Origin of the sequence: Niabella pedocola (assembly GCF_021044425.1) — a bacterium.
GTDB lineage: Bacteria > Bacteroidota > Bacteroidia > Chitinophagales > Chitinophagaceae > Niabella > Niabella pedocola.
The window spans coordinates 2,539,759-2,552,577 of the sequence record NZ_JAJNEC010000005.1; the positions used below are offsets into that span (position 1 = coordinate 2,539,759).

At 45.9% G+C, this 12,819-nt stretch carries 9 protein-coding genes; 7 read left to right on the forward strand and 2 right to left on the reverse strand.

Going from position 1 to position 12,819, the window contains the following annotated elements; all coding sequences use genetic code 11:
- Positions 1–14 precede the first annotated feature (14 nt).
- From LQ567_RS17965 to LQ567_RS17975, 3 genes are read left to right on the forward strand one after another with little or no spacing between them, the layout of a single operon-like run.
- On the forward strand, positions 15–1,928 hold the full coding sequence (locus tag LQ567_RS17965) for a RagB/SusD family nutrient uptake outer membrane protein (RefSeq protein ID WP_231006884.1): 1,914 nt from the start codon (positions 15–17) through the stop codon (positions 1,926–1,928).
- A gap of 38 nt (positions 1,929–1,966) precedes the next feature.
- Positions 1,967–3,181, forward strand: a complete 1,215-nt coding sequence (locus LQ567_RS17970) for a DUF5000 domain-containing lipoprotein (protein WP_231006885.1) — start codon at positions 1,967–1,969, stop codon at positions 3,179–3,181.
- Between the two features lie 25 nt (positions 3,182–3,206).
- Positions 3,207–3,893 (forward strand): DUF4998 domain-containing protein, encoded by a 687-nt coding sequence (locus tag LQ567_RS17975; RefSeq protein WP_231006886.1) that lies wholly within the window; start codon positions 3,207–3,209, stop codon positions 3,891–3,893.
- An 8-nt stretch (positions 3,894–3,901) separates the two neighbouring features.
- Here LQ567_RS17975 and LQ567_RS17980 read toward each other — a convergent pair whose 3' ends face one another.
- Together LQ567_RS17980 and purN are read right to left on the reverse strand one after the other, a co-directional pair.
- Entirely contained in the window at positions 3,902–4,675 is a 774-nt protein-coding gene (locus LQ567_RS17980; protein WP_231006887.1) for a carboxypeptidase-like regulatory domain-containing protein, read from the reverse strand.
- A gap of 220 nt (positions 4,676–4,895) precedes the next feature.
- Entirely contained in the window at positions 4,896–5,468 is a 573-nt protein-coding gene (gene purN / locus LQ567_RS17985) for a phosphoribosylglycinamide formyltransferase (RefSeq protein ID WP_231006888.1), read from the reverse strand.
- Between the two features lie 505 nt (positions 5,469–5,973).
- Between purN and LQ567_RS17990 the strand changes: the two genes are divergently transcribed.
- From LQ567_RS17990 to LQ567_RS18005, 4 genes are all read left to right on the forward strand, one after another.
- Positions 5,974–7,266, forward strand: coding sequence for a c-type cytochrome (locus tag LQ567_RS17990; RefSeq protein WP_262909626.1), 1,293 nt, complete (start codon positions 5,974–5,976; stop codon positions 7,264–7,266).
- Between the two features lie 73 nt (positions 7,267–7,339).
- Positions 7,340–10,519 carry a TAT-variant-translocated molybdopterin oxidoreductase gene (locus LQ567_RS17995; RefSeq protein WP_231006890.1) on the forward strand — a complete coding sequence of 1,060 codons (3,180 nt, stop codon included), beginning with the start codon at positions 7,340–7,342 and terminating at the stop codon, positions 10,517–10,519.
- A gap of 89 nt (positions 10,520–10,608) precedes the next feature.
- A complete protein-coding gene (gene nrfD / locus LQ567_RS18000) occupies positions 10,609–12,054 on the forward strand; it encodes an NrfD/PsrC family molybdoenzyme membrane anchor subunit (RefSeq protein WP_231006891.1) in 1,446 nt (481 codons plus the stop codon).
- Positions 12,055–12,190: 136 nt separating this feature from the next.
- On the forward strand, positions 12,191–12,778 hold the full coding sequence (locus LQ567_RS18005) for a DUF3341 domain-containing protein (protein ID WP_231006892.1): 588 nt from the start codon (positions 12,191–12,193) through the stop codon (positions 12,776–12,778).
- Positions 12,779–12,819 lie beyond the last annotated feature (41 nt).

A 12,819-nucleotide genomic window follows, 5' to 3' on the forward strand; every position in this document is an offset into this window, starting at 1 on the left:
TAAAACAGCATAGAATGAAAACAAGAAATTGTATTCTTATACTTACAGTGATGATGGTTATTTCTTCCTGTAAGAAATACCTGGATATTATTCCGGATAATATTGCCACACTTGAAAATGCATTTGCATTAAGGAATGAGGCGGAAAAATATTTGTTTACCTGTTACTCTTATCTTCCCAGTCATGGCATCATTACAGGTAATCCCGCCTTTACGGCCGGAGATGAATTGTCGTTAATATATCCTGTTCCGCCAGGTGCAAACTTTACTTCAAACGGATATGAAATTGCGAGAGGGAATCAGAATATAATAAACCCGCACATGAACTTTTGGGATGGTGCCAACCAGGGGAAGGATTTTTTTGGTGCACTGAGAGATTGTAATATCTTTTTGGATAATATAGAGCGGGTCCCGGATATGACACCGGATGAAAAAACACGTTGGAGGGCAGAAGTCAAAGTATTAAAGGCGTATTATCATTTTTATTTAGTGCGCATGTATGGGCCAATTCCCATAATAAAAACAAATTTACCGGTAGATGCTGGTGTGGATGCCGCTAAGGTATATAGAGATCCGGTAGATAGTTGTTTTACGTACATTACCCAACTGCTGGATGAGGCAAAAGACAGCCTGCCCTTAATTTTGGATAACCCAACAGATGAGTTGGGGCGCATTACCCAGCCGGTTGCATATATGCTAAAAGCAAAAGTGTTGGTTACTGCGGCTAGCCCGCTTTTTAATGGCAACCCGGATTATGCAAGTTTCAAAGATGCCCGTGGCACCGCATTATTTAACGCCGTTGTTGATAATGCTAAATGGGAAAAGGCAGCCAATGCCTGCAAGGAAGCCATCGATATTTGCACCGCTTCAGGTGCGCAGTTATATTACTTTGTGCCAGACATTACCCAGGGAAGTCTGTCGGCACAAACCAAAACCCAGATGAACATCCGCAATTCAATAAATTTAAAATGGAATCCTGAAATTGTTTGGGGCTTTACAAATAGTATGACCAGTGATCTGCAACGTTATTCTATCCCCCGGGGCCTGGACCCGGCGTTGCTTTCCAACACGTCTCCGGCGGGGCAGTTGGCACCACCTTTAAAAATGGCAGAATTGTTTTACTCCAAGAACGGAGTTCCGATTACAGAGGACAAAACCTGGGACTACAATAGCCGGTATAATCTCCGGACCGGTACGGCTAATGAGAAATATTTTATCAGCCAGGGATATACAACGGCACAACTTAACTTCGACCGTGAGCCACGCTACTATGCAGATCTGGGCTTTGACGGGGGCGTATGGTATGGTCAGGGCAAATATGATGACAATTCACCTTTAGTGGTAATGGCTAAATTGGGACAAGCTGCAAGCGCGGTAACCATTACTGCTTTTTCCACCACGGGATACTGGACAAAAAAATACGTTCATTATCAGGACGTAATTGGTTCGGGCAGCACCCTCACCATTACCAATTATCCCTGGCCTGAAATGCGATTGGCCGATCTTTACCTTTTATATGCCGAGGCTTTGAATGAAGCAAAGGGACCTGTTGATGAGGCTTTAACGTATATTAACATGGTGCGGCAAAGGGCCGGAATTCCTACGGTTCAAGATGCATGGACGCAGTTCTCAACAAGCCCGTCTGCATATACAACGAAAGAAGGACTAAGAACAATCATACACAGAGAGCGGTCAATTGAACTGGCATTTGAGGGATCACGTTTATGGGATTTGAAAAGATGGAAAGAGGCAGCCGTGGCTCTGAACCAGCCAATTTTGGGGTGGACCACCGACCAGCAATCTGCACAGGGATACTATCAGCCTCGCTTGATTTTTGTGCAACGGTTTAGTAACAAGGATTATCTATGGCCAATACGGGATAACAATATTGTTATAAACAGAAATCTGGTACAAAATCCTGGCTGGTAAGGCATGCTTTAACTTTAATAACATTCAACAAAAGAACTATGGCTCAGAATTTCATCCTTGCCCGGAATATAATCATTGTGATAGGTATTGCACTTGTTGCGGTGCAGTGTAAGCGTGAGGATATGTTGTTATTTTCCGATAGTAATACACCGCCACCTGCTACAGTCAGCGATCTTAAAGTAAATAATCAGCCGGGCGGGGCCATTATTACTTATAAACTCCCCAATGATGAACGCTTATTATATGTAAAAGCGGTTTATGAATTACAGCCCGGCCAAAAAGCTGAAACCAAAACCACCTACTATTCAGATACGCTGAAGGTTGAAGGGTTTGGAGATACCAGTGTGCACGATATTCAGATCATTTCGGTAGGGAAAAACGGAAAAGAATCATCGCCGCAAACGATTGCCATCCGCCCCCTTACGCCGCCGGTTTTAAAGACATTTCAGTCATTGAAACTTGCTGAAACATTTGGTGGTGCAGTGGTAAAATTTCATAATGACGCTAATGCAAATCTGGCCTTAGTACTTTTGGCTGATTCTACGGGAAGAAACGACTGGTATACGGTAAACACCTTTTTTACCAAGGCCGATTCAGGCAACTTCTCGGCAAGAGGCTTTCCGCCTGCCCCCAAGAATTTTGCTGTATACGTAAGGGATCGTTGGAACAATAAATCAGATACAATTTTAAGGAACCTGATTCCCCTGGAAGAATCCTTGTTACCCAAGCCGTTTACCGAAATCCGCCTGCCTACAGATAACTGGCAGGGTCATACATTTAGCAGCGTCTTGCATCCAATGCCGATGCTTTGGGATAATATCGTAAATAACTCTGCTAACTGCTTCCATACGGTTCCCGGTTCAGGAGTACCTTCCTGGTTTACTTTTGACCTTAAAAATAAATTTATATTGAGTCGCTTTAAGCTCTACCATAGAGGGGGATCGGGTTTGTATTATGCCAATGCAGATATAAAGACCTTCGAAATATGGGGAAGCAATAATCCCAACTCGGACGGGACCTGGGCCAGCTGGGATTCTATAGCAACGTTTAATTCGTATAAGCCGTCGGGTTTACCCCTGGGGCAGGTAAATACAGATGATAACCAGTTTGCCGTTGTAAATGGAGAGGACTTTGATATGCCACTGGGAATTTCGGGGTACCGATATCTGCGGTTCAAAATTGTACAGGTATGGGGCGCCGTTCAGATGATGTATATTTCTGAGTTAACCTTTTGGGGTAAACAAATACAATGATTTAATAGCAGTTTAAACAAAGGATATGTTGAACAAAAAAAAATCTTTTCTGATTGCATCGGCGATTGCCTTTTTAGCGGTTTTGGCAGCCTGTCAAAAAATGGATGACACCTACCGGCAGTTTGTAGTACCGGATGGCTTAGTTTACGTTGGTAAAGCAGATCCCATATTTTTAAATTCTGGTCAGCGCCGGGTAAAAATCAGCTGGTTAAGAGGGACTGATCAGAAGGCGGTTATGGCACGGATATACTGGAACAACAAAGCCGACTCCATTGATGTTCCCATCAATGTTACCAATGCACGGGATACAGTATCGGTTATAATCAACAATCTGGAGGAAGGCTCCTACACGTTTAACATTTATACCCGGGATGCCAATAACAATACATCTATAAGGGTGGATGCGCAAACTTCTTCTTACGACTCTACGTATACAAAATCGCTGCTGAACCGGGTAATTACCGGGATAAAGAAAAGTGTGGATACTGCTGTGGTTACCATGGTACCGGCCAGTATAACAGTAATCGGTACCCGGTTCTCTTATATTAATAAGCAGGGCGGGCGAACTGATACACTCGTTACCGGGGATGTGCTGGACGCAAAACTGTTAAACATGAATAAGGATACGGTATTCAGCTACATAACATTGTACAAACCTGACACAACCTGCCTGGATTTGTTTTATTCACCACTGAAAAATTATCCGCGTTAAATAGCCGCCTAGTACTCCAGGTCCTCATCCCCGGTTAAGCCTTCCTTCCACATAGGAGGTGGCAATAAGCCTAGCTTGAACCGTTCATATGATTTTTTGATATACTCGTGAAAGGTATAATCATTTACCCGGTTGGTAAAAAGATAGCTGGGCTGATACAGCGCCATAAAACTATTGATGACGCTGTCTTCTGTCATGCCCGTAATGCGGCGGATGAGCGCCTTGCTGAACCGGTAACGGATATAGGCATCCTGTTCGTCGGCAATTAGTTTATCGCGGAACCGGGTCAGCTTCCGGGTTCGCCCAAAGCGGAAGGCATTGATGATCCCATCCAGGTCAAAAGCTGCACCAAAGCCGTCCGTTACCGTCATGGTGGAAAGCCCCGGTTTCTGGAAATCGAAATACTTCCGGTAAGTCTCCCGGTTGTCCAGCGAATCCAGGCGATAGTCGCGGTTGCGGACCTTTACCTCCGGAAGGTCCGGGATGCTGATGCGCAGCGAAATATCAAACGCATAGGGGATGGTGATACCGGACACCGGAAATTTCCGGGTTGGCTTATTCAGGTAACTGAACCAAATAGAGTCCTGCGGACGTACCTGGATGCTGTAACTTCCGTCGGGGCCGGTCATGGTGCCGGTTCCGGAACTGGTCAATACAGAAACCAGCGGTACGGGAGTCCGGCCCAAACTGTCATAAACATTCCCTTTGATCTGTATCTGCGCTTCTGAGCTAAGAAATGCAGGTAACAGCCCCAATATAAATATGGCCCTTAAAGTATTCAATGCTTACATTTATGACAATTGTGACTACCGGTTGGTTGGACGGCAAAGCAAGGAAAGAATTTGCAAAAACTATGGTAAAGTCTTTTTGTGAACGAATGCTAAATAGCGGATAGTAAATAAGCGGCTGGTGCTGCGTTGCACGTTTAAGGATTGAACCCCGTTTACTGCTTTGGTGACTGTGAACTACTTTTCCCGGCTCCCTATTCCGCTGGCCCGTACTTTATAACTCTTTCAGGATCAAACGCTCCACCACCGGTGCAAAATGCTGGTGTTCCAGGAAATGAACTTTCTGCGCCAGGGACTCCGGAGTGTCAGACCCGGATATCAGGCAGGTGGTTTGAAAAATAGTGGCACCATGATCATAATGCTCATCTACAAAATGGATCGTGATCCCGCTTTCCTTTTCTTTGGCTGCAATAACGGCTTCGTGTACAAAATGGCCGTACATGCCCTTACCGCCGTATTTAGGTAAAAGCGCCGGGTGTATATTAATAATATGTTGCGGAAAGGCTTCGATCAGGGTTGTGGGTATTTTTAACAGAAAACCGGCCAAAACGATAAAATCAATGCCTTTTTCTCGCAATTTTTGCGGAAATTCCGCTGATTGGAGCGATAAACGGTCTGTGAGCAGCAGCTCGATCCCCTCGGCTCCGGCAATGTTGGTAACTCCTGCCCCGGGTTTATTACATACAATTAAGGAAACCCGGGCAAATGCATGATCCCGGAAATAGTCAATCAGCTTTTGTGCATTGGAACCCGCACCGCTGGCAAAAATGGCGATCTTCTTTTTCATATTAAAGGATCAAATATTTTACAATTTACGGAGTTCACCAAAAAACCTTTGCAAATAGCCGGCAACAGGTCGCAAATGCACGGATATTTTTAAAAATGAGTAAAAAAAGACCGGATGAGGACCTTTTTGTAAACGACGGTTGTTTACGACCGCCAAAACTGTTGCAAAACAGGAGGCTACGGGGAGCATGGCCTGTTCGTGCCGCTTAAACGGTTCTAAATCCGTAGATTAATTACAGTCGTTTGTATGTAAGGTTCAAAAGTTGATGCAGATCAAGAATGGTGCTAGACAGACTGGATGTGAACAACTCAGCTGCATGATAAACCGATGACTTTTTAATGACAAAGATTTTTTCAATTGAAAAAAATACACCTGAAAATCGGCTGAAACACAGTCTGGTAGCGGGTTTAAAAAATTTATAAAATGTTGTTGTTTTGTTAAGCACGACCCTTATTTTTGCAGTTGATCAGAGACATTTATCCACATTTTTAGATTTAATGCGTTTATGACTATTTCTAAGTATATAATTAACCGATTCTTCTTAATTATACTAACGCTTTTCACTCTTTCCTGGTTTAATTCAATTGCTGCACAAGACGCTGATGGTAAACAGTTGTTTCTCGCCAAGTGCGCCTCTTGTCATGCTCCTGATATGAAGTCAAATAGTACAGGTCCTGCGCTGTTTGGAATCGAAGGCCAGTGGGAAGATAAAGGCAAACTGCATGAATGGATCCGGAATAACCAGAAACTGATTGCTTCCGGCTATCCGAAGGCTGTAGAAACATCTAAATTGACGGCCAGTGTGATGCAGACGTTTCCGGATCTTACTGATCCTCAAATAGATGCGATCTTAAAATACATCGATGACAAAGGAAGTGGCAAACTGGATGCAGGAAAAGGCGAAGGCGCCGGTGCAGCAGGTGCTGCAGCCGGAGATAGCGGTTCCAGCCAGCACCCCTTATTATATGGTATCATTACCCTGATCCTTGCCCTGGCGGCACTCATCCTGATCTTTGTAAACAAGAACCTGAGAAAGATCTCTGATGATACTGAAGGCAAAAAGAGCCCTGAAGCCGTTCCGTTCCTGCAAAACAAGATCTACCTGGCCACTGCAGCGATCCTGTTGTTCATTGTTGGCGGTTACTTTACCACAAAAGCGATGATCAACATGAACCGGCAGAAAAATTACGAACCCCGGCAGCCGATCTTCTACTCGCATAAAGTACACGCCGGCATCAACCAGATCAACTGTTTATACTGTCATGGCAACGCATGGGAAAGCAAAACAGCGGCGGTGCCTTCGGTGAATGTGTGTATGAACTGTCATAAAACGATCCAGAAATACAACGGCCCTGAGCTGAAAGATAAATACGGCAATGCCATCGATGGTTCAGCAGAAATTGCAAAACTGTATGAGTATGCCGGTTTTAACCCTCAAAACCCGGATGCATGGGATCCCAATAAAGCAAAACCGATCGATTGGGTAAAGATCCATAACCTTCCTGACCACGTTTACTTTAACCACAGCCAACACGTAAGAGTGGGTAACGTACAGTGCCAGACCTGTCATGGGGAAATCAACCAGATGGACGAGGTACACCAGTTTGCTGAGCTGAGCATGGGATGGTGCGTAAACTGTCACCGTGAAACCAAAGTGAACTTTAACGTGGATTCTACCAGCGGTAACCAGTTTTACAGTATTTACGAGAAGTTCCATAACGACATCAAATCAGGTAAAATGGACAGCGTGACCGTGAAAGATATCGGTGGTCTGGAGTGTCAGAAGTGTCACTATTAAAAGAGTGCGGGAGCGCGTATCATACCACTCCCCAGCGAATGCGTAAATTTTCAAAATATTCAAACAGAGATAAATGAGCAATAAATACTGGCAGGGTTTCGGCGAATTAAATGATTCCGAAAAGTTTCAAAAGCGGGTTCAGGATGAGTTTCGTGATGAACTCCCTTTTGAAGATTTTGACAGTAAAGGTTTAATGGATGCGAAGGCACCCAGAAGAGATTTCTTAAAATACCTGGGTTTCAGTACTGCTGCAGCAACATTGGCAGCAAGCTGTAATACCAAAGTGCGGGAAGCCATTCCTTATGGAAATAAGCCCGATAACCTGATTCCTGGTGAAGCAAAATATTATGCTACCACCTTTACACAGGGTGGGGATGCGGTTCCGGTTATTGCCAAAGTACGTGATGGCCGCCCGATCAAAATAGAAGGGAACGACTATCTTTCTGCCACCAACGGCGGTACCTCTGCCCGGGTGCAGGCTTCGGTGTTGGATCTTTATGATATGCACCGGCTGCGTTTCCCTCAACGTAAAGTGGGCAATAAGTTTGAGGAAAGCATGTACGATGTGCTGGATAAGACCATTGCTGGGGAACTGGCTACAGCTAATTCGATTGTGCTGTTAACAAGCACCATCAACTCCCCGTCTACGTTGGAGCTGATTGCAAAAAATCCAAAGATCCGCCTTGTACAATACGATGCGGTGAGCTATAATGGTATCCTCCTGGCCAATGAAGTATCAGGCTTCGGACGGAAAATACCCTCTTACAAATTTGACCAGGCGTCCGTAATTGTGAGCCTGGGAGCCGATTTCCTGGGTACCTGGCTGAGCAGCGAGGAAAATGCCGCAGGTTATGCCAAAGGAAGAAGGATCGACGAAAAGAACCCGGCAATGAGTAAACATTACCAGTTTGAGTCGTTCCTGAGCTTAACCGGTTCCAATGCCGACGAGCGTTTTACACATCGTCCTTCTCAAACCGGTGCGGTAGCACTGGCATTGCTGGCAGCAGTAGGTGGCGGGGTTGCAGCTCCTGCAATAACCGACGCCAAACTGAATGCAGGCATTGCTAAAGTAGCCGGCGAGCTGAAAGCAGCTGCGGGTAAGGCCCTGGTGGTTTGCGGCAGCAATGATGTAAACATCCAGGTAGTTGTAAATGCGATCAATAATGCCATCGGCGCGTATGGTACCACGATCGATTGGTCCAGAGCCGATCAGTCCCGCAAAGGAACCGATAAAGAATTTGCAGATCTGCTGGCTCAGATGGAAGGCGGACAGGTAGATGCGCTGCTGATCCACGAAGCCAACCCTGTTTACGATTATTTCGACGGCAAACGCTTTGCCAGCGCTTTATCAAAAATTAAGACCACGGTTTCTTTCGGGTATCGCATGGACGAAACCACTGAACTGTGTAAATACATCCTGCCTGCTCCCCATTATTTGGAAAGCTGGGGCGATGCAGAACCTAAAACCGGTGTTTACAGCTTTATCCAACCTACTATTTTCCCGTTATTCAAAACCCGTCCTTTTCAAACTTCTTTATTGAAATGGAGCGGCAGTGCAGAAGATTATGACACGTATGTGAAGAACTACTGGCACCAGAAAGCGGGTAGTGAAACGGCGTATCACAAAGCACTGGAGAATGGCGTACTGGAAGATGCTGCCAGCGGTACAGGCTCCTTTAACGGAGGTGTGGTGGCTGCAGCGGCTACCGCTATTGCTGCACACCCGGCCGGTGGAAAAGATGAACTGGTACTTTATGAAAAAGTTTCCATCGGGCCTGGTTATGGTGCGGTGAACCCCTGGTTACAGGAATTACCGGATGCGGTTTCCAAGGCAAACTGGGGCAGCTATGCGCTGATATCCATACCCAAGGCTAAGGAACTGGGTATTGTAACCGATGTGGATTATGAATATTACCCGGATAAACCGGTGATCAAAATAAGCGACGGCAAGAACACTATTGAACTGCCGATCCTTGTTACACCGGGTATGAATGCCAATACCATTGCAGTGGCAATCGGTTATGGCCGCGGCGAAAAGCTGGGCAGAACTGCAGCCGGGGTAGGTGTGAATATGTTTCCTTTTGCCTCCATGGCAAAAGACGGAAGCGGCATCAACTACTTCGTTACCAATATAACGGTTTCAAATACCGGTAGAAAAGAAAAGATCGCACAAACACAGATCCATAATTCCTATGAAGGGCGTGTGGAAGTTGTGCGTGAAACCAGTCTGGCAACCTATCGCAAAAAACCCAACGAGATCCTGGATTTCCGCAATAAGCTGGTAGAGAACTACGCAAAAAATACCGGCGATTTCAGAAAAGAGGCAACCCTTTATGGGGATCATGAGAAGCCCGGTATCAAGTGGGGAATGAATATTGATATGAACGCCTGCACCGGCTGTAGCGCCTGTGTGGTGGCATGTCATGCAGAAAATAACGTACCGGTGGTAGGAAAGAGCGAGGTATTGCGTTACCACGATATGCACTGGCTGCGTATCGACCGCTATTTCGTAAGCGATGACAAAGATCCCGATAACCTGAAAGGGGTGGTATTCCAGCCAATGCTTTGCCAGCATTGCGACAATGCTCCCTGTGAGAACGTTTGTCCGGTAGCGGCTACCAACCACAGCTCAGAAGGGATCAACCAGATGGCATACAACCGTTGTATCGGTACCCGTTACTGCGCCAACAACTGTCCGTTTAAAGTACGTCGCTTTAACTGGGCCGACTATACCGGAGCGGATTCCTTCCCGAATAACCAGGATCAGAAACTGGTAGGCGTGCTGGATCCCGTGGTACACCAGATGAACGATGCCGTAAGCCGTATGGTGCTGAACCCGGATGTTACAGTGCGTTCCAGAGGGGTAATGGAAAAATGTTCTTTCTGTATCCAGCGTCTGCAACACGCAAAACTGGATGCGAAGAAAGAGAACCGTCCGCTGAAAGACGGCGAAGCAAAAACTGCTTGTCAGCAGGCTTGTTCTACCAATGCAATCGTATTTGGTGATGCAAGAGATATGCACAGCGCTATCAGCCAGGTGCGGTTAAATAATCCGCAGCGCCTGTTCTACTCGCTGGAGCAATTGCACGTATTGCCAAACGTAAGTTACTTCTCTAAGATCCGGAATACAGATGAGATCATCGGAGGCAATGAGCATGGAGCAGAAGGGCACGGTGCAGAAGGCGGTCATGGCGAAAATCATGGAGCAACAGTGCCGGCAGCAGAAAAGCATGAAGAAGCGGCACATCATTAATAGTAGAAAAGTATTAAAGTTAAAGGGTGGAAAAGTTTAGAGGAAACAACTTCAGACTTTAAACTTCAAACCTCAAACAAAATAAAAGTATGTCACTAAACAGATACGAATCGCAAGTACGGGGACCATTGGTGGAAGGAAGCAAGGACTATCACCAGATTACAGAAGATATATGTCGTCCTGTGGAGGCCACTCCAAGTAAACTCTGGTGGGTTGGGTTTATTATTTCCATTGGCTTATTGATCTTTGGTGTTGTTTCCGTTACAATGGAGGTTATGTATGGTACCGGCCAGTGGAACCTGAATAAAACCATCGGTTGGGGCTGGGATATCACCAACTTCGTATGGTGGGTAGGTATCGGTCACGCAGGAACCCTGATCTCGGCGATCCTCTTGCTGTTCCGCCAGGGATGGAGAACCGGTGTAAACCGTGCGGCGGAGGCGATGACCATCTTTGCGGTAATGTGCGCAGGACAGTTCCCCATCTGGCACATGGGCCGTGTGTGGAATGCCTTCTTCGTAATGCCTTATCCCAATACCCGTGGTCCGCTGTGGGTAAACTTTAACTCGCCCCTGCTTTGGGACGTATTCGCGATCTCTACTTACTTTACCGTTTCTTTACTCTTCTGGTATTGCGGTCTGTTACCTGACCTGGCCACATTAAGAGACCGGGCAAAATTAAAATGGCGTAAATTATTTTATGGTGCGGCCTCTTTCGGATGGACAGGAAGCACCAAACACTGGCAGCGTCATGAAGCATTATCGCTGGTACTGGCCGGATTAAGTACACCCCTGGTACTTTCGGTACATACCATTGTATCTTTTGACTTTGCTACCTCCGTAATTCCCGGATGGCATACAACAATCTTCCCGCCTTACTTCGTTGCGGGTGCGGTATTCTCCGGTTTTGCAATGGTGCAAACCCTGCTGCTCATTACCCGGAAGGTACTGGGCCTGGAAGAATACATTACGATGGAGCACATCGATGTAATGAACAAGGTAATTGTACTGACCGGTTCAATCGTGGGTATTGCCTACTTAACCGAGTTGTTTATTGCATGGTACAGCCATGTGGAATATGAGTGGTTCGCATTCCGCGAAAACCGGGTAAACCTCAGCAGCCCCTATGGCTGGAGCTATTACCTGATGATGGGTTGTAACGTATTATCGCCCCAGATCTTCTGGTTTAAGAAAATGCGCCGCAACCTACTGGTAACCTTCTTTATGAGTATCCTGGTAAATATCGGTATGTGGTTCGAGCGTTTTGTGATCATCGTTACCTCTATCTACCGCGATTACCTGCCCAGCTCCTGGAGTACGTATTATACACCTACCATCTGGGAAATCGGGTTCTATATGGGAACATTCGGATTGTTCTTTACCTGTTACTTCCTCTTCTCTAAATTCTTCCCGGTTATTGCCATTGCGGAGATCAAGCATATCCTGAAACGCAGCGGTGACAATTTCAAAGAGCAGATGGAGAAAGACGAGAACGAGTCGCTGGAGGCATTCGAACACGCGAACGCACACCATTAATAAAGGGTTTAAAGTTCAACGTTTAACGTTTAATGTTCAACGTTAACCGTTCAACAACTTGAAATAATAAACAGAAAGAAATAATAAGGGAAGGAGTTTGAACTTTTAAACTTTGAACCTGAAACAAATAGATAATATGGCCATCAAGAAGTTTATCACAGGCAATTTTTACGAAGAAGCGGTACTTTTTCCTGCGGTGAAGAAAGTGCGTCGCGCCGGTTATAAGGTACATGATGTGTATACCCCCTTCCCCATCCATGGTTTAGACAAGGAGCTGGGAATGAAGGATACAGACCTGCACATTGCCGGTTTTATATATGGGATTACCGGTACCACTACCGCAATCAGTTTTATTGGCTGGGCGCTGGCGCGTGACTGGCAGATCAATTTCGGGGGCAAGCCGTTCTTTTCGCTGCCTGCATGGATACCCATCATGTTTGAGCTGACCGTTCTGTTTTCAGCGGTTGGGATGGTACTTACGTTTTGCTGGCTTTGCCAATTGGCGCCTTTTGTAAAGAAGGATCATTTTAACCCGCGCAGCACCGACGATACATTTGTAATGGCTATTGAGTGTACCGACAAAACAAACGAAGCGGAAGCGATCGCATTCCTGAAAGAGGCCGGTGCCCAGGATGTACAGATCCAGAGCCGGGAAACCGGCTGGTGGTTTGGCCGTTACGACCGGGAGACGGTTCGCTTTGGTAAAAAAGTAGCAGCAGTATAAAAAGTTAATAGTTAATGGTTAATAGTTAGCTTATTAGCGGA